18 protein-coding genes and 1 other RNA gene are annotated in these 25,591 nt (G+C 60.2%); 7 read left to right on the top strand and 12 right to left on the bottom strand.

Translation table 11 applies throughout. From position 1 onward, the window contains the following. Positions 1 to 151: 151 nt before the first annotated feature. Positions 152 to 886, top strand: coding sequence for a fumarate/nitrate reduction transcriptional regulator Fnr (fnr, locus tag U6037_RS09235; protein ID WP_141129035.1), 735 nt, complete (start codon positions 152 to 154; stop codon positions 884 to 886). 78 nt (positions 887 to 964) lie between these two features. Continuing rightward, positions 965 to 1,513 (top strand): adenine phosphoribosyltransferase, encoded by a 549-nt coding sequence (locus tag U6037_RS09230; RefSeq protein ID WP_003223345.1) that lies wholly within the window; start codon positions 965 to 967, stop codon positions 1,511 to 1,513. A 135-nt stretch (positions 1,514 to 1,648) separates the two neighbouring features. Here the strand turns inward: U6037_RS09230 and U6037_RS09225 are convergent, their stop codons facing one another. The 5 genes from U6037_RS09225 to dnaX all read right to left on the bottom strand — a co-directional run bounded on the left by U6037_RS09225 (position 1,649) and on the right by dnaX (position 7,459). Continuing rightward, a complete protein-coding gene (locus tag U6037_RS09225; protein ID WP_322846505.1) occupies positions 1,649 to 2,797 on the bottom strand; it encodes an acyl-CoA dehydrogenase family protein in 1,149 nt (382 codons plus the stop codon). Between the two features lie 190 nt (positions 2,798 to 2,987). After that, positions 2,988 to 3,590 carry a recombination mediator RecR gene (gene recR, locus U6037_RS09220; RefSeq protein ID WP_322846504.1) on the bottom strand — a complete coding sequence of 201 codons (603 nt, stop codon included), beginning with the start codon at positions 3,588 to 3,590 and terminating at the stop codon, positions 2,988 to 2,990. 66 nt (positions 3,591 to 3,656) lie between these two features. Further along, positions 3,657 to 4,691, bottom strand: a complete 1,035-nt coding sequence (locus U6037_RS09215) for an NADP-dependent oxidoreductase (protein WP_322846503.1) — start codon at positions 4,689 to 4,691, stop codon at positions 3,657 to 3,659. A gap of 275 nt (positions 4,692 to 4,966) precedes the next feature. Beyond that, complete coding sequence (locus U6037_RS09210) at positions 4,967 to 5,305, bottom strand: YbaB/EbfC family nucleoid-associated protein (protein WP_016984747.1); 339 nt, start codon at positions 5,303 to 5,305, stop codon at positions 4,967 to 4,969. A 66-nt stretch (positions 5,306 to 5,371) separates the two neighbouring features. Beyond that, positions 5,372 to 7,459: a DNA polymerase III subunit gamma/tau gene (gene dnaX / locus U6037_RS09205; protein WP_322846502.1), complete on the bottom strand. Its 2,088-nt coding sequence runs from the start codon at positions 7,457 to 7,459 to the stop codon at positions 5,372 to 5,374. A gap of 145 nt (positions 7,460 to 7,604) precedes the next feature. Between dnaX and U6037_RS09200 the strand changes: the two genes are divergently transcribed. Next, entirely contained in the window at positions 7,605 to 8,354 is a 750-nt protein-coding gene (locus U6037_RS09200; protein WP_322846501.1) for a transporter substrate-binding domain-containing protein, read from the top strand. 210 nt (positions 8,355 to 8,564) lie between these two features. On the opposite strand, the gene ffs is transcribed toward U6037_RS09200, so the two are convergent. From ffs to U6037_RS09170, 6 genes are all read right to left on the bottom strand, one after another. Then, positions 8,565 to 8,661, bottom strand: an RNA gene (ffs, locus tag U6037_RS09195) — signal recognition particle sRNA small type. Between the two features lie 134 nt (positions 8,662 to 8,795). Then, complete coding sequence (locus tag U6037_RS09190) at positions 8,796 to 9,959, bottom strand: zinc-binding metallopeptidase family protein (RefSeq protein ID WP_322846500.1); 1,164 nt, start codon at positions 9,957 to 9,959, stop codon at positions 8,796 to 8,798. A 187-nt stretch (positions 9,960 to 10,146) separates the two neighbouring features. Beyond that, complete coding sequence (ligA, locus tag U6037_RS09185) at positions 10,147 to 12,504, bottom strand: NAD-dependent DNA ligase LigA (protein ID WP_322846499.1); 2,358 nt, start codon at positions 12,502 to 12,504, stop codon at positions 10,147 to 10,149. A 160-nt stretch (positions 12,505 to 12,664) separates the two neighbouring features. After that, positions 12,665 to 13,528, bottom strand: a complete 864-nt coding sequence (gene zipA / locus U6037_RS09180; protein ID WP_242209521.1) for a cell division protein ZipA — start codon at positions 13,526 to 13,528, stop codon at positions 12,665 to 12,667. A gap of 260 nt (positions 13,529 to 13,788) precedes the next feature. Next, positions 13,789 to 17,277, bottom strand: a complete 3,489-nt coding sequence (smc, locus tag U6037_RS09175; RefSeq protein ID WP_322846498.1) for a chromosome segregation protein SMC — start codon at positions 17,275 to 17,277, stop codon at positions 13,789 to 13,791. A gap of 2 nt (positions 17,278 to 17,279) precedes the next feature. Further along, positions 17,280 to 17,939 carry a GntR family transcriptional regulator gene (locus U6037_RS09170; RefSeq protein WP_322846497.1) on the bottom strand — a complete coding sequence of 220 codons (660 nt, stop codon included), beginning with the start codon at positions 17,937 to 17,939 and terminating at the stop codon, positions 17,280 to 17,282. Positions 17,940 to 18,207: 268 nt separating this feature from the next. Here U6037_RS09170 and xdhA point away from each other — a divergent pair, with 268 nt between their 5' ends. The 4 genes from xdhA (at position 18,208) to guaD (ending at position 24,347) form a co-directional block, all read left to right on the top strand. Further along, positions 18,208 to 19,662 carry a xanthine dehydrogenase small subunit gene (xdhA, locus tag U6037_RS09165; protein ID WP_322846496.1) on the top strand — a complete coding sequence of 485 codons (1,455 nt, stop codon included), beginning with the start codon at positions 18,208 to 18,210 and terminating at the stop codon, positions 19,660 to 19,662. Continuing rightward, positions 19,655 to 22,054, top strand: a complete 2,400-nt coding sequence (gene xdhB / locus U6037_RS09160; protein WP_322846495.1) for a xanthine dehydrogenase molybdopterin binding subunit — start codon at positions 19,655 to 19,657, stop codon at positions 22,052 to 22,054. Before xdhA ends, xdhB begins: the two co-directional genes overlap by 8 nt. Positions 22,055 to 22,171: 117 nt before the next feature. Further along, complete coding sequence (gene xdhC / locus U6037_RS09155; protein ID WP_322846494.1) at positions 22,172 to 23,029, top strand: xanthine dehydrogenase accessory protein XdhC; 858 nt, start codon at positions 22,172 to 22,174, stop codon at positions 23,027 to 23,029. A gap of 13 nt (positions 23,030 to 23,042) precedes the next feature. Beyond that, complete coding sequence (guaD, locus tag U6037_RS09150) at positions 23,043 to 24,347, top strand: guanine deaminase (protein WP_322846493.1); 1,305 nt, start codon at positions 23,043 to 23,045, stop codon at positions 24,345 to 24,347. A 181-nt stretch (positions 24,348 to 24,528) separates the two neighbouring features. On the opposite strand, the gene U6037_RS09145 is transcribed toward guaD, so the two are convergent. Beyond that, complete coding sequence (locus U6037_RS09145) at positions 24,529 to 25,293, bottom strand: GntR family transcriptional regulator (RefSeq protein ID WP_038365431.1); 765 nt, start codon at positions 25,291 to 25,293, stop codon at positions 24,529 to 24,531. Between the last annotated feature and the right edge of the window lie 298 nt (positions 25,294 to 25,591).

The following is a 25,591-nucleotide window of genomic DNA, read 5'->3' as shown; positions in this document are numbered from 1 at the left end:
TTCGTTCCTTGTATGCGTTCTGATACCTGTTTATCGGCTGCTGGCGCTGCGGCTTTATGGCTGTGGGACAAAGTCGCCACGGACTGGCCTGAATGTCCTCCTGTGGGTTACCCTTACGGCTTATGTGTGTTTTCCCACAAGGATTTAAGAAATGTCCGAGCCAGTCAAACTGCGCGCTCACAACCAGGCCCATTGCAAGGATTGCAGCCTGGCCCCTCTCTGCCTGCCACTTTCTCTGAATCTGGAAGACATGGATGCGCTGGACGAAATCGTTAAACGCGGCCGCCCGTTGAAAAAAGGCGAGTTCCTGTTCCGCCAGGGCGACACGTTCGATTCCGTTTATGCAGTACGCTCCGGCGCCCTGAAAACCTTCAGCCTGAGCGACAGCGGCGAAGAACAACTGACCGGCTTCCACCTGCCGAGCGAACTGGTCGGTCTGTCCGGCATGGACACCGAGAAACACCCGGTGTCGGCGCAGGCGCTGGAAACCACCTCGGTCTGCGAAATCCCCTTTGAACGCCTCGACGAACTGGCCCTGCAACTGCCGCAGTTGCGCCGCCAGTTGATGCGCGTGATGAGCCGTGAAATCCGCGATGACCAGCAAATGATGCTGTTGCTGTCGAAGAAAACCGCCGACGAGCGCATCGCCACGTTCCTGGTCAACCTGTCCGCACGCTTCCGCGCCCGCGGCTTCTCGGCCAACCAGTTCCGTCTGGCAATGTCGCGTAACGAAATCGGCAACTACCTCGGCCTGGCCGTGGAAACCGTGTCTCGCGTGTTCACGCGCTTCCAGCAAAACGAGCTGATCGCCGCCGAGGGCAAGGAGATTCACATCCTCGACCCGATCCAGCTCTGCGCGCTGGCCGGTGGCTCGCTCGAAGGTTAATGTCGATCCGCGGTTGAGCGAAGCGTTTCAGCCGCGGGTATACTGCGCCGTTTGCAGCCCTGCCAGGACACCTCGACGATGGTCTTCGACTCCTTCGACATCAAATCGCTTATCCGCCCAGTGATCGACTTCCCGAAACCGGGTGTGATCTTTCGCGACATCACCCCGCTGTTTCAATCGCCCAAGGCCCTGCGTCTGGTGATGGACAGCTTCGCCCACCGCTATGTGGAAGCTGATTTCACCCACATCGGTGCTATGGATGCGCGCGGTTTTCTGATCGGCTCGGTGCTGGCCTATCAGTTGAACAAGCCGCTGGTACTGTTCCGCAAACAGGGCAAGCTGCCGGCGGACGTGCTGGCCGAAGGTTACGCGACCGAGTACGGCGAAGCGTTCCTCGAAGTGCACGCCGACAGCCTGTGTGAAGGCGACTCGGTGGTGATGTTCGATGACTTGATCGCCACGGGCGGCACGCTGATCGCAGCGGCCAACCTGATTCGCCGCATGGGTGCGCGGGTGCATGAGGCAGCGGCGATTATTGACTTGCCGGAGCTGGGTGGGTCGCAGCGCCTGGAAGACATGGGTATCCCTACTTTCTGCCTGACGCAGTTTGCCCTGACTGATAAGTAAGCGGCGATTTCACTGACGCCATCGCTGGCAAGCCAGCTCCCACAGGTGTCTTTGGCGTACACAAAATTTGTGAACGACCGAAATCACTGTGGGAGCTGGCTTGCCAGCGATGACGCCAGTTGCTTCACCAATTATTTAAAGCCCCATCTGCTTGCTGATGATCTCGTTCATCACCTCCCGAGTCCCGCCGCCAATCGACAGAATACGGTTATCCCGATACAGCCGTTCCACCAGACTCTCGCGCATATAACCGAGCCCGCCAAGAATCTGCACCGCTTCGGTGGTGATTCGGTCCGAAGTGTCCGTGGCAAAGTTCTTGGCCATGGAAATCTCCTTGATCACGCTCTGCCCCGCCGCCATCTTCGCCGCTTGCCGGTAAGTGAATTCCCGCGAGACCTCCAGCGCCGTGGCCATCTCGGCGAGGCGATGTTTGATCACTTGAAACTTGCCGATCGGCTTGCCAAACGCCTCACGCTCGCGCGCCCATTTCAGGCTTTGTTCCAGCGCAAGCTGTGAGGTCATGTTGGCCATCAGTGCCAGCGCCAGTCGTTCGCTCTGAAAGTTGCCCATGATGCAGGCGAAGCCCATGTTCTCGGCGCCGATCAGGTTTCCTGCAGGCACGCGGCAATCGTCGAAGAACAATTCGGCGGTGTCCGACGCCCACCAGCCCATTTTCTTCAACTGCCGGCCCACGGTGAAACCGGGCGTGCCCTTCTCGATCAATAACAGACTGATGCCGCCGAAACCCGGCGCACCGGTGCGCACCGCGACGGTGTAGAAATCCGCGCGCACGCCACTGGTGATAAAGGTTTTGCTGCCACTGACCCGATAGAAATCGCCGTCACGCACGGCACGGGTTTGCAGGTTGGCGACGTCGGAACCGCCGCCCGACTCGGTAACCGCCAGGGCGCTGATTTTCTCGCCACTGAGCACCTGGGGCACAACACGCTCACGTACCTCGGGACGCGCCCATTTGACGATCGGCGGCAGGCCGATATCCAGCGAGCCGAGCCCCGCTACCAGCCCGCCAGAGCCACAGCGCATCAACTCCTCACTGGCGGCGACCTTGGCGAACAGATCGCCTTCATGGCTGCCACCCAGCGTTTCCGGGTAGCCAATGCCGAGGATGCCCGCCGCGCCGGCCTTCAGGTACAGCTCGCGGGGGAAGCTTTCGGCTTCTTCCCACTGATCGATGTCCGGCAGGACCTCGCGTTCGACGAAGCGTCGGACGCTGTCACGGACCAATTGGTGGCTGGGGTCGAAGTATTCCTGAAAGGCAGGCATGGGCGAGCTCCACGGAAGGGTTCGCCGAACTTAACCGAGCGCTTGCTTGGTTTTCAACTCAATTGTGTGAATCAGATTGACCGAGGTGCGCCATTCGCGAGCAGGCTCGCTCCCACAGGGGATTTGTGAACGACAAAACCAATGTGGGAGCGAGCCTGCTCGCGAAGGCGTCAGTTCAGACGCCGCAAACTCAGAGAGCGATCGGTTTACGCCCGGCAAACGAATGCGCCAGTGTGCCGCCATCGACCAGCTCCAGCTCGCCACCCAACGGCACGCCGTGGGCGATCCGCGAAGCGATCAGGCCTTTGTTGCTCAGCAATTGCGCGATGTAATGCGCCGTCGCCTCGCCTTCCACGGTCGGGTTGGTCGCAAGAATGACTTCAGCAAAAGTCCCCGCCTCCTCAATCCGTGCCATCAACTGCGGAATGCCGATCGCCTCCGGCCCCAAGCCATCGAGCGGCGACAAATGCCCCTTGAGCACAAAATAACGCCCGCGGAAACCGGTTTGCTCCACCGCATACACATCCATCGGCCCTTCGACCACGCACAGCAACGTGTCGTCGCGGCGGGTATCGGCGCATTGCGGGCACAGGTCGTCTTCGGTCAGCGTGCGGCACTGGCGACAGTGACCGACCCCTTCCATGGCCTGGCTGAGGGCCTGGGCCAGACGCAAACCGCCGCTGCGGTCACGCTCGAGCAACTGCAACGCCATGCGCTGGGCGGTTTTCTGACCCACGCCCGGCAAGGTGCGCAGCGCGTCGATCAGTTGGCGAATCAAAGGGCTGAAGCTCATGGGTAAAAAGTCCGACAAAACAACGAGACGCGGTTTATACCCGCGCCTCTGGCCAGCGTCAAATTCTCAGTCTGCTGCGACCTTAACCACCAGTTTGCCGAAGTTGCGCCCCTCCAGCAGTCCGATAAACGCCTCGGGCGCCTGCTCCAGGCCTTCCACCACGTCCTCGCGGAACTTGACCTTGCCGTCGCGCACCCACGGCACCATGTGGCTGATGAATTCCGGCTGCCGATCACCGTAATCGTCGAACACGATGAAGCCCTGAATACGCACGCGCTTGGTCAGCAATGTGCGCTGCAGCATCGGCAGGCGATCCGGGCCTTGCGGCGCTTCAGAAGCGTTGTAACCGGCGATCAGCCCGCACAGCGGGATTCGCGCCTTGGCGTTAAGCAGCGGCACTACCGCGTCGAACACATGACCACCGACATTTTCGTAATAGATGTCGATGCCGTCGGGGCAGGCCTTGGCCAATTGCTCAGCAAAATCGGGCGCCTTGTGATCGATGCAAGCGTCAAAGCCCAGTTCCTCGACCACGTATTTGCACTTTTCGGCACCGCCGGCCACACCGACCGTACGCAGGCCTTTGATCTTCGCCACTTGGCCGACCACCGAGCCCACCGCACCGGACGCAGCTGCCACCACCAGCGTCTCGCCAGATTTCGGCTGGCCGATATCCATCAAACCCATGTAGGCAGTCATCCCCGGCATGCCCAGCACACCCAGGGCCATCGACGGGCTCGGCAGCCCGGACGGGATTGGAATGATGTTGCGCCCGTCGCTGATGCTGTGGCTCTGCCAACCGGTGGCGCCGACCACCAGATCGCCTTTATGGAATTTCGGATGACGCGAATCCTCGACACGGCTGACAGCACCACCGGTCATCACTTCGCCGATTTGTACCGGGGCGGCGTAGGAAGGGGCGTCGCTCATGCGTCCGCGCATGTAGGGATCGAGGGACAGGTAGAGAGTTTTCAACAATACCTCGCCATCCTGCAGATCCGGCAGCGCTTCGCGTTCGAGGCGGAAGTTTTCCGGGGTCGGCGCGCCGACGGGGCGCGAGGCGAGGACGAAACGTTGGTTGAGCGTGAGAGGGTCGGACATGTCAGCGTCTCCTGTGAATGATGAATTCAGCGGGTATAGGGAGCAGACCGTTGTGGCTTTTGCGCGTTCGATGTTTATTCACTGCACGACCTGTAGGAGCTGCGGCACGCTGCGATCTTTTGATCTTGATTTTTGTTTTAAAGAACAGGATCAAAAGATCGCAGCCTCGTTTCACTCGACAGCTCCTACAGGGTGCGGTGTTAATGAAGCAGAAACAAAAATGCCAGGCGCAATGCCTGGCATTTTGTGTAGCTCATCTGCCGCCGATTGGCGAATCAGAATGGCAGTTTCATACCAGCTGGCAGGTTCATGCCGGCGGTCATGTTGCCCATTTTGTCCTGGCTGTTCTTTTCGATCTTGCGTACAGCGTCATTGACGGCGGAAGCGATCACCGCCTCCAGCATTTCTTTGTCGTCTTCGCTCATGCCTTCAACCAGGCTTGGGTCGATGCTCACGCTCTTGACGTCGTGACGACCGGTCATCACCACGGTGACCATATCGCCGCCGGCCTTACCGGTGACTTCGGCGTTGGCCAGTTCTTCCTGCATCTTGGCCATTTTTTCCTGCATCTGCTGCGCCTGCTTCATCAGGCCGGCCATGCCACCTTTCATCATGGGAATCACCTCAAAGTACTTGGATCAAAACAGCGCCCGGCCAATAAAGCCGAGCGCCTTCAGTTATTAGCCCTGAGTGACCAGGGCCTCGACAGGTTCAATAGTATCGTGTCGCACCACCGCGCCGAACTGCTGAACCATCTGCTGGATGAACGGATCGCCGTGGATCGACTCCTCCGCCTCGCGCTGACGATTGGCACGACGGCGGGACGCGGCCTGGGCCGGGGTTTCCTGCTCGGGCTTGATCAGTTCGATGGTCAGGCCCAGCGTGCGACCGTGGAACTGGTTCAACGCATCGTTCAGACGCCGCTGCTGCGTGGCGTTGAACAGTGCGCTGTGCGCCGGGTCGAGGTGCATCAGCCAATGGTCGCCATCCACCGCGATCAGCGTGCAGTTGGCGGCGATGCTGCCGGTCATGCCGGAGATCGGCAGTTTCGGGAACAGCTCCAGCCATTGCAACGCCAGACCTGTTGCCGGTGCCGCAGCCGGTTCTGGCTCGGGTTCCGGGGCAGGTTCGGCGGCGTGTTCGATGGCCAGTTCGTCGAGGTAGCTGTACGCCGAATCCATGTCCGGCTCGATGTAGTCCTCGTCCAGCGGCGGCTCGTCGTCCATGTCCACGCCTGGTGTAGCGGCATCGACCTCGGCGACCGATGGCTCGGGGATCGGCGCGGCAGCCCACTCAGGCGCTTCCGGGACGACGCTGTCCGGGGTCGGCAACGGCATCGGCGGCAACTCGGGTTGCTCGGCGGTGGTTTCCAGCACTGGCTCGACGGCAGGTTGCTGCGCGGGTTCGGGCTCAGGCTCCGCCTCGGGCTCCACCGGGTCATTCCACGGCAGATCGACGACGGCTTCGGCGACGACAGGCGCAGGTTCTGGTGCGGCAACAGGAGCAACCGGCACAGGCTCAGGAGCCGGTGCGGGGGTTACAGCTGCCGGAGCTGGAGCCGGCGCAGCAGCCGCAGCGACTACCGGCGCAGGCTTGGACGCGGCAGCCACGGAGTTTGCGGAATCAACTGTGGCCTGGCTGATCCCCACTGGCTTTAGCGGTTGCCTCGGGGCGTCCGCCGTATCTGCCGGCCGGAAGGCGAGCATCCGCAGCAGGACCATCTCGAAGCCACCACGCGGGTCCGGCGCCAGCGGCAAATCGCGGCGGCCGATCAGGCCCATCTGGTAATAAAACTGCACGTCTTCAGCGGGCAAAGCCTGAGCCAGCGCCAACACGCGATCGCGGTCGCCATGGCCGTTGTCGACGCCTTCCGGCAACGCCTGAGCGATGGCCACGCGGTGCAGCACGTTGAGAATTTCCGAGAGCACGCCGTTCCAGTCCGGGCCCTGCTCGGCCAGATGACGCACGGCTTCGAGCAACGCCTTCGCGTCGCCTTCGATCAACGAATGCAGGACGTCGTAGACCTGACCGTGATCCAGCGTGCCGAGCATCGCCCGCACGTCGGTAGCCAGAACCTTGCCTTCACCGAAGGCAATCGCCTGATCGGTCAGGCTCATGGCGTCACGCATCGAACCGTCAGCGGCGCGACCGAGCAGCCACAGTGCATCGTCTTCGAATGGCACGTTTTCGGCAGTGAGGACGTGGGTCAAATGCTCGACCACACGCTCGGGCGTCATGTTCTTCAGCGAGAACTGCAGGCAGCGCGACAAAATCGTTGCCGGAAGTTTCTGCGGGTCAGTCGTCGCCAGGATGAACTTGACGTAAGGAGGCGGCTCTTCGAGGGTTTTCAGCAGCGCATTGAAGGAATGGCTGGAAAGCATGTGCACTTCGTCGATCAGGTAGACCTTGAAGCGCCCACGGCTCGGGGCGTACTGCACGTTGTCGAGCAATTCGCGGGTGTCTTCGACCTTAGTGCGGCTCGCGGCGTCGATCTCGATCAGGTCGACGAAGCGCCCCTCATCAATTTCACGGCACACCGAGCACTCGCCGCACGGGCTGGAAGTGATACCTGTCTCACAGTTCAGGCATTTGGCAATAATCCGCGCAATCGTGGTTTTACCCACTCCGCGCGTACCGGTGAACAGGTACGCGTGGTGCAGCCGCTGGCTGTCCAAGGCATTGATCAGAGCTTTGAGCACATGGGTCTGGCCGACCATTTCGCGGAACGAGCGCGGACGCCATTTACGTGCAAGAACCTGATAACTCATCGAAAACCGTCGCAGCGAAGGAAGCAGAAGCGGCTAATGCTAGCGGAGCAGGGGCAAAATTGCATCCGGTGTCCTCGTCTAATATGGCTAAGCTGCATGAGCAGAGGCTTTTATCGGCTCGGGATCGGGAATTACCGGAGCGTTTATGCGGTGGGCCGTGGGGACGTTGCTGGGAATAAGCCTGAACGTGACGGCAGCGGAAACCCCGTTGCGCTTCGCCATGCCCGACAGCTGGGCGATGCCGATGGTGCAATTCGAACGCGGTCGCCCGACCCAAGGCATTCTCTACGACCTGATGCTCAGCCTGGCCACGCAGGTCGGCGTACCGGCCGAGTTTCACGTCCTGCCCCGCGCCCGTGTGCAGACGGCGATGGAGCACGGCGAGATCGACGTGCGCTGCTATGCCGCACAGTCGTGGCTGCCGAATCAGTCGGGGGATTACATCTGGAGTCTGCCGCTGTTGTTTCAGCGTGATCTGTTGATCAGCCGCCAGGATCAACCCGCCAGCGCCGACCCCGCGCTTCTGCCCCGCCAATCCATCGGCACCGTCCTCGGCTACACCTACCCCACCCTGCAACCGCTGTTCGACGCTGATCGGCTGCAACGCGAGGACGCGCGAAATCAGGAGCAGGTGCTGGAGAAACTGCTGGCCGGGCGTTATCGCTATGCGGTGAGCAATCAGTGGACGCTGGACTGGTTTAACCAGCGCTTGATGCCGGAGCAACAACTGCAAGGGGTAGCGGTGTTGCAGGAGCAGAAAGTCGGCTGCTATGTGCGGAATGACCCAAAGGTGCCAGTGCAGCGGATTTTGCGCACGTTGTTGCGGATGAAAATGTCGGGGGAGATTGATGAGATTATCCGGCTCTACACCGGCCACTCCGACAACACCCCATAACCTTGTGGGAGCTGGCTTGCCAGCGATTGCGGATTTTCAGTGAAATAGATGAACCGGACCCACCGCTATCGCTGGCAAGCCAGCTCCCACAGGATCCTCATCAGCAGTGGGATTTGTCTCGGTTTGGTAAATCGCAGGCACAAAAAAACCGCAGTGGGCGAAACCCATGCAGTTCTGGTTGAAGCGTTCGATTGTTCGTTAAGGTGGTAACCCCACCAGCCACACCCCGGCACACAATGTTCCCGCTGTGGCTGCTGCCTTCCGGCTCTGACCAGGTTCACGGGTAATCGTTGCGGGGGGACCGATGGGGTCACCATAACGACGCTTGCCTGTCGGCGAGCCGCGCCATTGTACCTATCTGAGACGAAGTTACAACCGTTGGTTTCAGATTAAAAATATGAACAAGGTCAAAGACATAAAGATCGCAGCCTGCGGCAGCGCCTACAGGGCCAGCACCTCGTCCGCCCTGCCGCCCGCTTGCTGGATCACCAGATGAATGAAGTGCAGCTTGGCAATCGCCGCCGCCGGCAGCACGAACGGGTAGAAATCCGGCTGGCCCATGCTCCGTGACAACTCATTGAGCATGCCCGCCAACTCGATCCACGCGTTGACGAACGACAGAAACGCCGCGCCGCCGGGATGCTCCGGGTCGTACAGCGTGCTGGTGGGAAACGGCTGGTAATCAAAATCCATTTCCCGAGCGCTCATGCCAAATCCCAGCGCTGTGTCCACGGCATCCATCATGTGCAGGTAATGCGCCCAGGTTTCCGCCCAGTCTTCCCACGGGTGCATGGTTGCGTAGGCGCTGACGTAGTGCTGCGGCCAATCGAGCGGTGCGCCTTGTTGGTAGTGGCGATCGAGCGCCTCGGCGTAACTGGCGCGTTCGTCGCCGAACAGGCTACGGAATGAATCGAGCCACGGGCCGTTGGCGATCAGGCGATCCCAGTAATAATGGCCGACCTCATGACGGAAATGCCCAAGCAACGTGCGATAGGGTTCGTGCATCGCCGCCCTCACCTGCTCACGGTGAGCATCGTCGGCTTCTTTGATGTCGAGGGTGATCAGGCCGTTGGCGTGGCCGGTCATCGGCGCGTTGCCTTCGAGGTCGACGCCGATGAAATCGAAAGCCAGCCCGCTGTCATCATCGACGGTTTTCGGGACGACTTGCAGGCCGAGGGTGATCAGTTGCGCGACGAGACGGCGCTTGGCGATTTCGACTTTGCGCCAGCGCTCAGGGTTGTCCGGATCAGACAGGTCGGGGATGGTCCGGTTGAGGCTGCAAGCGATGCACAGGCTGTCGTGATCGTTGGCCGGCAGCAGCCAGTTGCACGCGGCGGCTGTGTCGAGGTTGGCGCAGCGGCGGAACAATCCCGAGTCGGGATCGGCGTCGAGCGTCCAGGTGCCCGCGTATGGCCCCGGTTGCAGCGAGGTCAGGCGACTTTCCTCGGGTTGATAACCGAGCAAGGCATTGCACGCCAGGCACTGGCTGTTGCGAAAGAACAGCGACTGGCCGCAGCGGCACGGCCAGACTTTGCTGTTGCGTGAGGATTCGCCCATGAACGGCGCGATGATGCGGGAACTGAGCTGCTCGAAAAAACGGTGCATGGCGATCTCTCCCTGGGGCTTGCCAAGACTAGATCATTCCCGTGACAACATCGTTCCCGCGCTTTGCTTGGGATAAATCAAAAGATCGCAGCCTTCGGCAGCTCCTACAGGAGTTCAGTGGACACCCGCGCTATCGTGGTGGAACACTAGCCCTGTAGGAGCTGCCGCAGGCTGCGATCTTTTGATCTTAAAAGGCGACGCCGTGAGTTTTTAGGAACGCGATGAAAGTTTCTTCGTCCATCACCTTCACACCCAGCTCATTGGCCTTGGTCAATTTGGAACCGGCACCGGGGCCTGCCACAACGCAATGAGTCTTCGCCGACACCGAACCAGCGACCTTGGCGCCGAGGCTTTCCAGATGCTCCTTGGCCACATCACGGCTCATCAACTCAACTTTGCCGGTCAGCACCCAGGTCTCCCCGGACAGCGGCAAACCTTCGACGACTTTCTTTTCGCTCTGCCAGTGCATGCCGAAATCGCGCAGTTGTTTCTCGGACTCTTCAGCCAACTGTCGATGCTCAGGCAGCGCAAAAAATTCGCGAACCGAATTCGCCTGCTTCTCCGGCAACGCCTGACGCATATCCAGCCAGTCGGCATTCATCACCGCTTCGAGCGAACCAAACTTGTCCGCCAGTTTCTGCGCGCCACCGGGGCCGACCGAAGGAATGTGCAGCTTGTCGAGGAAGCCACCGAGCGTGGTGCTGGCGGCAAACTCGGCGCCCAACTCGCCCTGATCCTGAATCTGCAAACCATGGCCGAGCAACTCGGTAATCACCTGCTGGTTATGCGCATCTTCAAAGAAGCTGTGAATCTCGTGCGCCACTTCCAGCCCTACGTCCGGCAGGTAGGTCAGCACTTGCGGCAACGCCTGCTGCGCGCGCTCCAGCGAACCGAGCGAGCGCGCCAGCACCTTGGCGGTCTCTTCGCCGACATCGGGAATGCCCAGCGCATAGATAAAACGCGCGAGCCCCGGTTTCTTGCTGTCTTCGATGGCCGCGAGCAGCTTGTTGCTGGACACCTCGGCAAAACCTTCCAGATCGACGATGTCGTCAAACTTCAGCGCATACAGATCGGCCGGCGAGCTGACCAGACCTTCGTCGACCAATTGCTCGACGCTCTTGTCGCCCAGGCCTTCAATGTCCATCGCACGACGCGAGACGAAGTGGATGATCGCCTGCTTCAACTGCGCACCGCAGGCCAGACGCCCAACGCAGCGATACACCGCGCCTTCGCTGACGGTTTCCTTGCCTTTGCTGCGCTTGATCAGTTGCGTGCGCTCGACATGCGAGCCGCACACCGGGCAGCTCTCAGGAATCTGCACCGCGCGCGCGTTTTCCGGACGGCGATCCATGACCACTTGCACCACTTGCGGAATCACATCACCGGCGCGGCGGATGATCACGGTGTCGCCGATCATCAGGCCCAGACGCGCGACTTCGTCCATGTTGTGCAGCGTGGCGTTGGCCACGGTGACGCCTGCCACCTTGACCGGTTTCAGACGCGCCACTGGCGTCACGGCGCCAGTGCGGCCAACCTGGAATTCCACGTCGAGCAACTCGGTGAGTTCTTCCATCGCCGGGAATTTGTGCGCGATCGCCCAACGCGGCTCACGAGCACGGAAGCCCAGTTCACGCTGATCGGCAATGCTGTTGACCTTGAACACCACGCCATCGATTTCATACGTCAGCGCGTTACGGCGCGCGCCAATATCGCGGTAGTAATCCAGACACTCATCGATGCCTTTAGCCAATTTCAATTCATGGCTGATCGGCATGCCCCACTTCTGCAACTGCTTGAGGTTGCCGATGTGGGTGTCGGAAATATCGTGAGAAACCTGACCGATGCCGTAGCAGCAGAACTCCAGCGGACGGTTGGCGGTGATCTTCGAATCGAGCTGGCGCAAGCTGCCGGCAGCAGCGTTGCGCGGGTTGGCGAAGGTCTTGCCGCCAACTTCCAGTTGCGAGGCGTTGAGGCGTTCGAAACCTGCCTTGGACATGAACACTTCACCGCGCACCTCCAGCGTCGCCGGCCAGCCTTCGCCGTGCAGCTTCAGCGGAATATTGCGCACGGTGCGCACGTTGACGCTGATGTCTTCGCCAGTGGTGCCGTCGCCACGCGTGGCGCCGCGCACCAGCACGCCGTCCTGATAGAGCAGGCTGACCGCCAGGCCATCGAGTTTCGGCTCGCAGCTGTATTCCACCGCCGCACTGCCGCCGAACAGATCGCCGACCGGTAGATCCAGGCCTTCAGTGACGCGGCGATCGAACTCGCGCATGTCGGTTTCTTCGAAGGCGTTACCGAGGCTGAGCATCGGCACTTCGTGACGCACCTGGGTGAACGCGGTCAGCGCCACGCTGCCGACGCGCTGGGTTGGCGAGTCGCTGGTGATCAGCTCCGGATTGGCCGCTTCCAGCGCCTTGAGTTCGTGGAACAACCGGTCGTACTCAGCGTCCGGAATGCTCGGCTCGTCGAGAACGTGATAACGGTAGTTGTGTTGATCGAGTTCAGCGCGCAGTTCGAGAATGCGGTTTTTGGCGGCGGTCATGGGTGTTCTCTCATAAAGCAAAAGAGCAGCCGAGGCTGCTCTAATTCATCTATCTCTGGCAGCAGAAGCAAAAGATCGCAGCCTTCGGCAGCTCCTACAGACATCGCAATCCTGTAGGAGCTGTCGAGTGAAACGAGGCTGCGATCTTTTGATCTTGGCCTTAGCGCTTCTGGGTCAGGGCGCGACGTTCGAATTCAACGATGCGCTGACGGTAGTGCTCGATGGTCTGCGCGGTCAGAACGCTGCGCTGGTCATCTTTCAGTTCGCCATTCAATTCCTGAGACAGCTTGCGTGCTGCCGCCACCATCACGTCGAAGGCCTGCTTCGGATGACGCGGGCCTGGCAGGCCGAGGAAGAAGCTCACCGCCGGGGTGCTGAAATGGTCGATGTCGTCCAGATCGAAGATACCCGGCTTGACCGCATTGGCCATGGAGAACAGCACTTCACCGTTGCCGGCCATGCTTTCGTGACGGTGGAAAATATCCATCTCGCCAAAACGCAGACCGCTTTCCAGAATGTTCTGCAACAGTGCCGGGCCTTTGAAGCCGGCAGCGTCGCGGCAGATCACGCTGATCACCAGGACTTCTTCAGCTTGCGGCTGGTCTTTGTCGACCACCGCCGGCGAAGGCTTGGTGTCTTCGGCGAAATCGCCGTCACGGCTGCTGAAGCTCGGGCCACCGTCCAGATCCAGGTCGAGGTTCAGGTCGCCCTGAGCCGGGCCATTGCCGCCACGCTTGCCACGTTTCGAGCCGGATTCGCGAGGCTCGCGTGCTTCACGGGCCGGCATGCTCACCGACGGCAGATCGTGTTCATCCAGTTGCGGCTCTTGATGCGTATCCAGTACACGGGCCGGGCCCAACAGCTCAGCGCTGGTGTCCTCGTCCGGCAGGTTGGACAGACTTCGGTCAAGGCGGAATTTCAGTTTTCCCTTGCCGCCGCGCATACGGCGCCAGCCATCGAAAAGAATACCGGCTATCACAATGATGCCGATGACGATCAGCCACTCGCGCAGACCGATTTCCATGTAATCCCGTGCCTCTATAAAAAATGCTGAAAAATAAGGGGTTTACATTGTGCAAACCGCTTTAAAACGTGGCGCCAACTCTATGTTCTGACAGGCGTTTTGCCCACGTATACGAAAAATTGACATTAAACTAGCACGACCAAAGACAACTTTACACCGTCTGTCGAAATCACTGCGCAAATTGTGGGCTCGCTTCGCTCAGGCTTCGAGCCGTAAGCTTCTAGCTTGTAGCTCAAAGCTTGTCGCTCAAAGCTGCGCCGCTAGGCGTCCACCATCGCCATCGCCTCCTCGACATCCACGGCTACCAGTCGCGAACAACCCGGCTCATGCATCGTTACGCCCATCAACTGCTCGGCCATTTCCATGGCGATCTTGTTGTGGGTGATATAGATGAATTGCACGGTTTGCGACATCTCTTTGACCAAGCGTGCGTAGCGTCCAACGTTAGCGTCATCCAGTGGCGCGTCAACCTCATCGAGCATGCAGAACGGCGCCGGGTTCAATTTGAAGATGGCAAACACCAGTGCCAGTGCGGTCAGGGCTTTTTCCCCGCCGGAGAGCAAATGGATGGTGCTGTTCTTCTTCCCTGGCGGCTGCGCCATGATCGTTACCCCTGTATCGAGTAGATCTTCGCCCGTCAGTTCCAAATACGCGCGCCCGCCACCGAAAACTTTTGGAAAAAGTGCCTGTAAACCACCGTTGATCTGATCAAAGGTATCTTTGAAACGGTTACGGGTTTCCTTGTCGATCTTGCGGATTACGTTTTCAAGCGTTTCCAGTGCCTCGACCAGATCGGCGTCCTGGGCATCCAGATAACGTTTACGCTCGGATTGTTGCGTGTATTCGTCGATGGCCGCGAGGTTGATCGCGCCCAGGCGCTGAATCCGCGCGTTGATGCGTTCGAGTTCTTCTTCGGCTTCGCGTTCACTGGCTTGCGCAGTCAATGTCGCGAGCACGCCATTGAGATCGTAGCCATCTTCGAGCAGTTGATCCTGCAAGGCCTTGCGGCGCACGGTCAGCGCTTGCCATTCCATACGCTGCTGTTCGAGCTGACCGCGAATCAGCTGCGATTGCTGCTCGGCCTGATTGCGGCGCTTTTCTGCATCGCGCAATTCGCGGTCGGCGTCTTCGAGGGCGATCTGCGCAGTCTTCAGTTCTTCGTCGACGGTCATGCGCTTGTCGAGCAGCTCTTCGAGTTTCAGGCGCAGCTCTTCCAGCGGTGCCTCGCCCTCCTCCAGATTGAGACTCAACTGTTCGCGCTTCTCAGTGAGACGCTCGGCCTGCATTTCCAGACGCTCCAGCGCCTGACGCGTGGAATCGTGCTGCGCGCGCAACGAGCCAAGACGCACGGCCAATTGATGGGCGTGATCCTTGTGTTGCCGCGCTTCCTGACGCACCTGATCAAGGCGTTCGCGCAAACTGTCGCGCTGGGCCAACAGCAACTCGCGTTGCTCGGTGTCCAGCGCCATGGCATCCAGCGCGTCCTGCAGTTGCATGCGCGCTTCGCCGATTTGTTCGTGCTCAAGCTCGCGCTGTTCGCCGAGTTCGACCAGTTCTTCATCGAGGCGTTTGCGGCGCAAGGTCAGCTGTTCGGCCTTGGCTTTGCCGGCGGACAGCTGTGCTTTCAATTCGCCCTGCTGACGCGCTTCGTCTTGCAGCAAACGACGCAAATGCTCGCGGCCGTTTTCCTGTTGACGCTGTTGCGCGCGCAAGGTTTGCAGACGGGTTTCCATGGCCTCGACCGTGGCTTCTTTCTCTTCGCGCTCAAGGTGCAGCGCTTCGATTTCCTGACCACGAGCGAGCATGCCGCTTTCCGCTTCGCTGGCCCGACGCACACGCAAAAAGTGCCGACCGATCCAGTAACCGTCGCGGCTGATCAGGCTCTCGCCGGCGCTCAATTGCCCACGCAAGGACAACGCCTGCTCGAGGCTGTCGACCGGTTTGACCTGACCGAGCCACGGCGACAGATCGATCTGCGCGTCGACTTTATCCAGCAAGCTGCCCGCCGCTCGCACACCATCATTGCCGGGGCTGAGCAGGCGCAGATCACCTTGGGTGAAACCGGATAAATCGAAACCGCTGAAATCGTCAACCAGCACCGCTTGCAGATCGGCGCCGAGCACGGTTTCCACCGCCAGTTCCCAACCGGCTTCGACCTTCAGGCCTTCGGCCAGACGCGGACGCTCGGCGAGGTTGTGTTCCTTCAGCCATTCGGCGGTGCCGGTGCCTGGATCGAGCGCGGCTTGCTGCAAGGCTTCGAGGGATGCGAGACGACCGTTGAGGCGCTGCAAATCGCCCTGCGCCTGTTGCTGCGCGGTCAGCGCTTGCTGCAATTCCTGACGCAGTTGTTCGAGTTTTTCGACTTGGGCTTCTTCGCTGGTCTGCAAATCTTCGAGGGTCGCTTCGGACTCGGCGAGCTGCTCGTTGAGCTCCATGATCGCCGCGTCTTCCGGATCAGCCGAGAGCAACGCGCGCTCTTCGCCGAGGCGTTTCTGCCGGTCAGCGAGGCGCTCCATGCTGGTTTCCAGCTGCTGAATGCGCGACTGCTGCACTTCGGCCTGACGGCGCGGTTCGGCGGCGGTCAGGTTGAAGGCGTCCCACTGTTCCTGCCAGCCGTGCATGACGGATTCGGAGTCTTCCAGCGCAGCGGCGGCTTCTTCGGCGGCGGCGCTGGTGACTTCCTGCTCGGGGGTGAGCATGTCCAGCTCTTCACCGAGGGTCAGCAGCAAGGTGCGGTCGTGGCCCAGATGCGACTCGGTTTCGAGGCGCGCGCGTTCGGCTTCTTTCAAGTCGTCCTGCAATTGACGCAAACGTTGCTGGCCGTGCTGGATGCTCTGCTCGACCCGGGCAATGTCGCCGCCGACCGAATAGAAGCGCCCCTGCACCAGATTGAAGCGTTCGGACAGGTCATGGTGACCGTCGCGCAAGCGCTCGATGGCCGCGTCAGCGTTTCGCTGCTCGGCGACCAGCGCTTCGAAGCTGATTTCCTGAGTGCCGATGATCGACTCGCGCTGGCCGACCTGATCGTTGAGATCCTGCCAGCGCAGGGCCGACAGTTGCGCCTTGAGCTGGCGCTCTTCGGCTTTGAATTCCTGATATTTCTTCGCCGCTTCGGCCTGGCGGTGCAGCCGTTCGAGTTGCCGCTCCAGCTCTTCGCGCAGGTCGGTCAGACGGGCAAGGTTTTCATGGGTGCGGCGGATACGGTTTTCGGTCTCGCGGCGGCGCTCCTTGTACTTGGAAATGCCCGCTGCCTCTTCGATGAAGTTACGCAGGTCTTCCGGTTTGGATTCGATCAGCTTGGAGATCATCCCCTGCTCGATGATCGAATAGCTGCGCGGGCCGAGGCCGGTGCCGAGGAAGATATCGGTGATGTCGCGACGACGGCATTTGGTGCCGTTGAGGTAATAGGTGGTCTGGCTGTCGCGGGTCACTTTGCGGCGAATCGAGATCTCGGCGTAAGCCGCGTACTCGCCCAGCAGCGTGCCGTCGGAGTTGTCGAAGACCAGCTCGATGCTGGCCTGACTCACCGGTTTGCGGCTGGTCGAACCGTTGAAGATGACGTCGGTCATCGACTCGCCACGGAGGTTCTTCGCCGAACTTTCGCCCATCACCCAGCGCACGGCGTCGATGATGTTCGACTTGCCGCAACCATTCGGCCCGACGACCGCCGCCATGTTACTGGGGAAGTTCACCGTGGTCGGGTCGACGAAGGATTTGAACCCCGCCAGTTTGATGCACTTGAGCCGCACGCTTAGGCAACCGTCAGGGCGGAGACCACCAGATCGCAGCTGCGCTGGGCGTAAGCCGTCAGCACGATGCGGATCTGCGGCAAATCACGGGCGAGCACGGCGGCCAGCAGGCGTTCGAACAGTTCGAGGAACTCGCTCATTGAAGCCTTGCGCTGTTCGAGGGCGAGAAAGTAGGCGCGGCTCATGGCCGGCTGCAGGTTCTCGACGGTTTCTTGCAGGTACGGATTGTTGGCGAACGGATAAGCGGCGCGCATCACCGCGAAGCTGTCATCGACAAAGCTGCGGATGTCCTGACGCTCGAAGCTGGCGGTCAGGCGTTGCTGGATCTGCACGAACGGCGCCATGTCCGACTGCACTTGCCAGCCATTGGCCACCGAATTGCCGAGCAGGATGTACAGCTCGCTCATCAGCGTGCACAGGCTCTGCACCTTGTGCGGCGTCAGCTCGGTGACGTGCGCGCCACGACGCGGCAGGATCGCGATCAGGTGACGGCGTTCGAGGATCAGCAGGGCTTCGCGGACCGAGCCGCGGCTGACATTCAGTGCCAGCGTGACCTTCTGTTCCTGGATGCGCTCTCCCGGCTTCATTTCGCCACGAATGATGCGTTCGGCGAGGTGGTGAGCAATTTGCTCGGCGAGGCTGTCCGGCGCCTTGAACGTCATGGTTGTCCTTCAAACTCTATCGATCTGCACAAGCGGCGCAGTGTAGCGCAAATGCACGGTCATGGCGGAGTGCCCACTCAGCGGTTTTTGGCACGATTCCCGCAAAAAAGCAGGAGATCCATTGAGGGTCAATACTGAATAGACACGTTGTTGATCGACGAAATGCTTTTTCCTGACCTTTAAGTCAGAAAACCATTGACCGAAAAGTCAGACCTGCTAAATTCGGCTCAAGTCGGTTAACAACAATAATGAGTCTGCGAGGCCTTCCGTGATCCAGTTTTTACTTAACCAGGAACTCCGTAGCGAGCACGCCCTGGACCCGAATCTGACTGTGCTCAATTACCTGCGTGAACACGTGGGCAAGTCCGGCACCAAAGAAGGTTGCGCCAGCGGTGACTGCGGCGCCTGCACCGTGGTGGTCGGCGAGTTGCAAACGGATGACGCCGGCCGCGAACACATTCGCTATCGCAGCCTCAATTCGTGCCTGACCTTTGTCTCGTCGCTGCACGGCAAACAACTGATCAGCGTCGAAGACCTCAAACACCAAGGCGAACTGCACAGCGTGCAGAAAGCCATGGTCGAGTGCCATGGCTCGCAGTGCGGTTTCTGCACCCCCGGTTTCGTCATGTCGCTGTTCGCCCTGCAAAAGAACAGCGATGCACCGGATCAGGCCAAGGCCCACGAAGCGCTGGCCGGCAACCTCTGCCGATGCACCGGCTACCGCCCTATTCTGGCGGCTGCCGAGCAATCCTGCTGCGGCAAGCAACCGGATCAGTTCGATGCCCGCGAAGCGGACACCATCGCGCGCCTCAAAGCCATCGCCCCGACCGATATCGGCGAACTGAACAGCGGCGACAAGCGCTGTCTGGTACCGCTGACCGTCGCTGATCTGGCCGATCTTTATGACGCTTATCCACAAGCACGGCTTCTCGCTGGCGGTACTGACCTGGCACTGGAAGTCACCCAGTTCCACCGCACCCTGCCGGTGATGATCTACGTCGGTAACGTTGCGGAAATGAAGCGCATCGAAACCTTCGATGATCGCATCGAAATCGGTGCCGCCACTGCCCTCTCCGACTGCTACGAAGCGTTGAACGCCGAGTACCCGGACTTCGGCGAACTGCTGCACCGCTTCGCCTCGCTGCAAATCCGCAACCAGGGCACCCTCGGCGGCAACATCGGCAACGCCTCGCCGATCGGTGACTCGCCACCGCTGCTGATCGCCCTCGGCGCACAGGTTGTGCTGTGCAAAGGCGAAACCCGCCGCACCCTGAACCTCGACGATTACTTCATCGATTACAAAGTCACTGCCCGTCAGGAAAGTGAGTTCATCGAGAAGATCATCGTCCCGCGTGCCAGCGCCGAGCAGTTGTTCCGCGCCTACAAAGTCTCCAAGCGTCTGGACGACGACATCTCCGCCGTCTGCGCCGCCTTCAATCTGCGAGTGGAAAACGGTGTGATCACCGATGCGCGCATGGCGTTTGGCGGCATGGCCGCGATCCCGAAACGCGCCGCCCACTGCGAGGCTGCGCTGATCGGTGCGCCGTTCAACAACACCGTGGTCGAACGCGCTTGCGCCGCACTCGCCGAAGACTTCACGCCGCTCTCGGACTTCCGCGCCAGCAAGGAATATCGCCTGCTCAGCGCGCAAAACCTGCTGCGCAAATACTTCATCGAACTGCAAACACCGCACATCGAGACTCGGGTGACCGCTTATGTCTAACCATCACGGCGTAGAGAAAACTCAAGCTGAACTGGCTGAATTGTTCGCCCAGGACTTGACCTCCGGCGTCGGCCGCAGCGTCAAACACGACAGCGCCGCCAAGCACGTGTCCGGTGAAGCGCAGTACATCGATGATCGTCTGGAATTTCCCAACCAGTTGCACCTGTATGCACGCATGTCGGACCGCGCCCACGCGAAAATCATCAGCATCGACACTTCGCCGTGCTACGCCTTCGAAGGCGTGCGCATCGCCATCACCCACGAAGACGTGCCGGGCCTGAAAGACATCGGCCCGTTGATGCCGGGCGATCCGCTGCTGGCCATCGATGACGTACAATTCGTCGGTCAACCGGTGCTCGCCGTCGCGGCGAAAGATCTGGAAACCGCGCGCAAAGCCGCCATGGCCGCGATCATCGAATATGAAGACCTTGAGCCGGTGCTGGACGTGGTCGAAGCCCTGCGCAAACGCCACTTCGTGCTCGACAGCCACACCCATCAGCGCGGCGATTCAGTCTCTGCACTGGCGACCGCTGAACACCGCATTCAAGGCACGCTGCACATTGGCGGTCAGGAACACTTCTATCTGGAGACACAAATCTCCTCGGTGATGCCGACTGAAGACGGCGGCATGATCGTCTACTGCTCGACGCAGAACCCGACCGAAGTGCAGAAACTGGTCGCCGAAGTGCTCGACGTGTCGATGAACAAAATCGTCGTCGACATGCGCCGCATGGGCGGTGGTTTCGGCGGCAAGGAAACTCAAGCCGCGAGCCCGGCGTGCTTGTGCGCGGTAGTCGCGCACCTCACCGGCCAGCCGACCAAGATGCGCCTGCCGCGCGTCGAAGACATGCTGATGACCGGCAAGCGTCACCCGTTCTACGTCGAGTACGACGTCGGCTTCGACAGCACCGGGCGCCTGCACGGGATCAACATGGATCTGGCCGGCAACTGCGGCTGCTCGCCGGACCTGTCCGCGTCGATCGTTGACCGGGCGATGTTCCACTCGGACAACTCGTACTACCTGGGCGATGCGACCATCAATGGTCACCGCTGCAAGACCAACACCGCGTCGAACACCGCTTACCGGGGTTTCGGTGGCCCGCAAGGCATGGTCGCGATCGAAGAAGTGATGGACGCGATTGCCCGTCACCTGCAACTCGATCCTCTTGCTGTGCGCAAGGCCAACTATTACGGCAAGACCGAACGCAACGTCACCCACTACTACCAGACTGTCGAGCACAACATGCTCGAGGAAATGACCGCTGAACTGGAAGAAAGCAGCCAGTATCACGAACGCCGTGAAGCGATTCGTCGCTACAACGCCAACAGCCCGATCCTGAAAAAAGGTCTGGCGCTGACCCCGGTGAAATTCGGCATTTCCTTCACCGCGAGCTTCTTGAACCAGGCCGGCGCGCTGATCCACATCTACACCGACGGCAGCATCCACCTGAACCATGGCGGCACGGAAATGGGACAGGGCCTGAACACCAAAGTCGCGCAGGTTGTGGCTGAAGTGTTCCAAGTTGAAATGGACCGCGTGCAGATCACCGCAACCAACACCGACAAGGTGCCAAACACCTCGCCGACCGCAGCGTCCAGCGGTGCTGACCTGAACGGTAAAGCGGCGCAGAACGCGGCGGAAATCATCAAGAAACGTCTGGTCGAATTCGCTGCGCGTCACTTCAAAGTCACTGAAGAAGACGTCGAATTCCACAACGGTCACGTGCGTGTTCGCGACCATATCCTGACCTTCGAAGCGCTGATCCAGCAGGCGTATTTCAATCAGGTGTCGCTGTCGAGCACCGGCTTCTACAAGACCCCGAAAATCTACTACGACCGCAGCCAGGCGCGTGGCCGTCCGTTCTACTACTTCGCCTTCGGCGCGGCGTGCTGCGAAGTGATCGTCGACACCATGACCGGCGAATACAAAATGCTGCGCACCGACATCCTTCACGACGTCGGCGCCTCGCTGAACCCGTCCATCGACATCGGTCAGGTCGAGGGTGGTTTCATTCAGGGCATGGGCTGGCTGACCATGGAAGAGCTGGTCTGGAACAACAAAGGCAAGCTGATGACCAACGGCCCGGCGAGCTACAAGATCCCGGCCGTGGCGGACATGCCGCTCGACCTGCGGGTCAAGCTGGTGGAAAACCGCAAGAACCCGGAAGACACGGTGTTCCATTCCAAGGCTGTCGGTGAGCCGCCGTTCATGCTCGGGATTGCGTCGTGGTGTGCAATCAAGGATGCGGTGGCGAGCCTGGGTGACTACAAGCATCAGCCGCAGATCGATGCGCCGGCGACGCCGGAGCGGGTGTTGTGGGGCTGTGAGCAGATGCGTCAGCTCAAGACCGTGAAAGCGGTTGCAGCTGAAACCGAGTTGGCTCCGCTCTAGGACCGAGGCGCGGCCATCGCGAGCAGGCTCACTCCTACAGGAGAACGCATTCCAAATGTAGGAGTGAGCCTGCTCGCGATGAGGCCCGAACAGACAACGATGTTGTAGGGGTGAACTATGTACAACTGGATCGACGCCCTCGCCGACCTGCAGAACCAGGGCGAACCCTGCGTTCTGGTGACGATCATCGAAGAACTCGGCTCGACGCCACGCAACGCCGGCTCGAAAATGGTCATCAGCGCCAAGCAGAGTTTCGACACCATCGGTGGCGGGCATCTGGAATACAAAGCCATGCAGATCGCCCGCGAGATGCTCGCCAGCGGCAAGCAGGACACCCATCTGGAGCGCTTCAGCCTCGGCGCCAGCCTGGGCCAGTGCTGCGGTGGCGCCACCGTATTGCTGTTCGAACCGATGGGCCAGGTGCAGGCGCAAATCGCCGTGTTCGGTGCCGGTCACGTCGGCCGAGCTTTGGTGCCGCTGCTCGCCAGCCTGCCCTGCCGGGTGCGCTGGATCGATTCGCGCGAGGCCGAATTCCCCGAACAGATGCCCCACGGCGTGCGTAAAATCGTCGCCGAAGAGCCCGTGGATGAAATCGATGAGCTGCCCGCCGGCAGTTACTGCATCGTCATGACCCACAACCATCAGCTCGACCTTGAACTCACTGCCGCGATTCTCAAGCGCAACGACTTCGCGTACTTCGGCCTGATTGGTTCAAAGACAAAACGCGCCAAGTTCGAACACCGTTTGCGTGATCGCGGCTTCGACAGCGGCGTCGTGCAACGCATGCGCTGCCCGATGGGCATCGGCGAAGTCAAAGGCAAACTGCCTGTGGAAATTGCCATCTCCATCGCCGGCGAAATCATCGCCACCTATAACGCCAACTTCGGCCAGCAGACCGCCAGCGCCGAACCGATTGCCAAACTGCTGCCGGTTTCGCGGCGCAGTCAGGCGACCAAACTCAAAGCCTCAAACTGATTAGAGAACCCTCATGCCTCTGACTCGCAAAGCCTACCGCGCCGCCATCCTGCACAGCATCGCCGACCCCGCCGAAGTCGGCATCGAAGCCTCCTACGAGTATTTCGAGGATGGCCTGCTGGTGGTCGATGGCGGCAAGATCAGCGCCCTCGGCCACGCCAGTGATTTGCTGCCGACGCTGCCGGCGGACATCGAAATCGAGCATTACCAAGACGCGCTGATCACCCCGGGCTTCATCGACACCCACATCCACCTGCCGCAAACCGGCATGGTCGGTGCCTACGGTGAACAACTGCTCGACTGGCTCAACACCTATACCTTTCCGTGCGAAAGCCAGTTCGGCGACAAGGCCCACGCCGACGAGGTCGCGGACATCTTCATCAAGGAATTGCTACGTAACGGCACCACCACCGCGCTGGTGTTCGGCAGCGTGCACCCGCAGTCGGTGAACTCGTTCTTCGAAAAGGCCGAGCAGCTCGACCTGCGGATGATCGCCGGCAAGGTGATGATGGACCGCAACGCACCGGACTATCTGACCGATACCGCCGAATCCAGCTACGTCGAAAGCAAGGCGCTGATCGAGCGCTGGCACGGCAAGGGCCGTTTGCACTACGCAGTGACCCCGCGCTTCGCGCCGACCAGCACTCCGGAACAACTGACCCTCGCCGGGCAACTGCTGACCGAATACCCGGATCTGTACATGCAGACCCACATCAGCGAGAACCTCAAGGAAATCGAGTGGGTCAAGGAGCTGTTCCCGGAGCGCAAGGGCTACCTCGACGTTTACGATCACTACCAACTGCTCGGCGAGCGCTCGGTATTCGCTCACGGCGTGCACCTGTGCGACGACGAATGCGCGCGCCTGGCAGAAACCGGCTCGGCGATCTCGTTCTGCCCGACCTCGAACCTGTTCCTCGGCAGCGGGCTGTTCAACCTGCCGATGGCCGAGAAGCACAAGCTGAATGTCGGTCTGGGCACTGACGTCGGCGGCGGCACCAGTTTCTCGCTGCTGCAGACGCTGAACGAAGCGTACAAGGTGATGCAACTGCAAGGTGCGCGACTGAGCCCATTCAAGTCGCTGTACCTGGCGACGCTGGGTGGCGCGCGGGCGCTGCGTCTGGAAGACAAGATCGGTAACCTGCAACCGGGTTCCGACGCCGACTTCCTGGTGCTCGATTACAACGCTACGCCGCTGCTGAGCTATCGTTTGAAGCAGGCCAACAACATTGCCGAGACATTGTTTGTGTTGATGACACTGGGAGATGACCGCACGGTGCAGCAGACGTATGCGGCGGGTGCTTTGGTGCATCAGCGCTGAGTTTTTCCCAAGGCAAAAAAATCCCCCGGCACTTTTCAGTCCGGGGGATTTTTATTGCCTGTCAGATTGCTATCGCTGGCAAGCCAGCTCCCACAGGGATTTGTGGGGTTTACCAAATCTGCGATACGCCGAGAAACCTGTGGGAGCTGGCTTGCCAGCGATTGGGGCGACTCGGTCTTACTTAGAGCTTGGCGCTCGGGCGCCCAGGCTTCTTGGTCTGCAGCAAATGCGAGAACACCGCATGCAGATCATCCGACGCGCCTTCCTCGTCGAGGTTGAGCTTGCTGTCGATGTGATCCATGTGGTGCATCATCAGATTCACCGCCAATTCACCGTCACGCTTCTCGATCGCGTCGATCAACTGGGTATGTTCATCGTACGAGCAGTGCGAGCGGTTGCCGCTTTCATACTGGGCAATGATCAGCGACGTTTGCGACACGAGGCTGCGCTGGAAGCTGATCAACGGTGCGTTCATCGCCGCTTCCGCCAGTTTCAGGTGGAATTCGCCCGACAGACGAATACCGGCGCCACGATCACCACGGGAGAAGCTGTCGCGTTCGTCATTGACCATCTGCCGCAATTCGGCGATCTGCTCGGCGGTGGCGTGTTGCACCGCCAGCTCAGTGATCGCGCGTTCGACCAGACGACGGGCGAGAAACACCTGACGGGCTTCTTCAACACTCGGGCTGGCGACCACGGCGCCACGGTTCGGCCGCAACAGCACGACGCCTTCATGGGCCAGACGCGACAGCGCGCGGCGAATGATGGTGCGACTGACCCCAAAGATTTCCCCCAGCGCTTCTTCGCTCAATTTTGTGCCGGGCGCCAGACGCTGTTCGAGGATGGCCTCGAAGATATGCGCGTAGACAATATCGTCCTGGGTTCCGCTGCGGCCGGCTTTGCCTGCTCGCGGTTGTTTCTTGAGGGGTTGCAACTGTTCGTTCATGGGCACTCGAGTCGGGAGAACTGCGGCGAATAGACCGTGACTGTAATACGGCACAGTAGGTCGCTGGCAAGTATCGCGTAAAAAACAGCGCGATTGTACACAATGAAAGGTGGCAACACGACTGTACGGCTGTTTGTGACTTCGGCTGTATTGCAACGATCCGTTACGTTTGAGTTTAGGCTTGATCGCAGAATCCGCCGAATGACTGTGATCCCCTGTGGGAGCGAGCCTGCTCGCGAAAGCCATTTCACATTCAATATGAATGTTGACTGACACACCGCTTTCGCGAGCAGGCTCG

This window comes from Pseudomonas sp. B33.4 (genome assembly GCF_034555375.1).
Lineage (GTDB): Bacteria > Pseudomonadota > Gammaproteobacteria > Pseudomonadales > Pseudomonadaceae > Aquipseudomonas.
Note: the sequence above shows the minus strand (reverse complement) of the source record. Positions and strands in the feature narration are given on the sequence as shown.

Excerpts from the sequence above, each read along its gene's own strand:
- U6037_RS09225 (WP_322846505.1), bottom strand. The coding sequence starts at position 2,797 with ATGCCTGCCTTTCAGGAATACTTCGACCCCAGCCACCAATTGGTCCGT.
- zipA (WP_242209521.1), bottom strand. The coding sequence starts at position 13,528 with ATGGAAATCGGTCTGCGCGAGTGGCTGATCGTCATCGGCATCATTGTG.
- U6037_RS09215 (WP_322846503.1), bottom strand. The coding sequence starts at position 4,691 with ATGTCCGACCCTCTCACGCTCAACCAACGTTTCGTCCTCGCCTCGCGC.
- U6037_RS09170 (WP_322846497.1), bottom strand. The coding sequence starts at position 17,939 with ATGACGTTCAAGGCGCCGGACAGCCTCGCCGAGCAAATTGCTCACCAC.
- xdhC (WP_322846494.1), top strand. The coding sequence starts at position 22,172 with ATGTACAACTGGATCGACGCCCTCGCCGACCTGCAGAACCAGGGCGAA.
- U6037_RS09190 (WP_322846500.1), bottom strand. The coding sequence starts at position 9,959 with ATGCACCGTTTTTTCGAGCAGCTCAGTTCCCGCATCATCGCGCCGTTC.
- fnr (WP_141129035.1), top strand. The coding sequence starts at position 152 with ATGTCCGAGCCAGTCAAACTGCGCGCTCACAACCAGGCCCATTGCAAG.
- U6037_RS09210 (WP_016984747.1), bottom strand. The coding sequence starts at position 5,305 with ATGATGAAAGGTGGCATGGCCGGCCTGATGAAGCAGGCGCAGCAGATG.
- U6037_RS09200 (WP_322846501.1), top strand. The coding sequence starts at position 7,605 with ATGCGGTGGGCCGTGGGGACGTTGCTGGGAATAAGCCTGAACGTGACG.
- ligA (WP_322846499.1), bottom strand. The coding sequence starts at position 12,504 with ATGACCGCCGCCAAAAACCGCATTCTCGAACTGCGCGCTGAACTCGAT.
- xdhB (WP_322846495.1), top strand. The coding sequence starts at position 19,655 with ATGTCTAACCATCACGGCGTAGAGAAAACTCAAGCTGAACTGGCTGAA.
- recR (WP_322846504.1), bottom strand. The coding sequence starts at position 3,590 with ATGAGCTTCAGCCCTTTGATTCGCCAACTGATCGACGCGCTGCGCACC.
- U6037_RS09145 (WP_038365431.1), bottom strand. The coding sequence starts at position 25,293 with ATGAACGAACAGTTGCAACCCCTCAAGAAACAACCGCGAGCAGGCAAA.
- dnaX (WP_322846502.1), bottom strand. The coding sequence starts at position 7,459 with ATGAGTTATCAGGTTCTTGCACGTAAATGGCGTCCGCGCTCGTTCCGC.
- guaD (WP_322846493.1), top strand. The coding sequence starts at position 23,043 with ATGCCTCTGACTCGCAAAGCCTACCGCGCCGCCATCCTGCACAGCATC.
- U6037_RS09230 (WP_003223345.1), top strand. The coding sequence starts at position 965 with ATGGTCTTCGACTCCTTCGACATCAAATCGCTTATCCGCCCAGTGATC.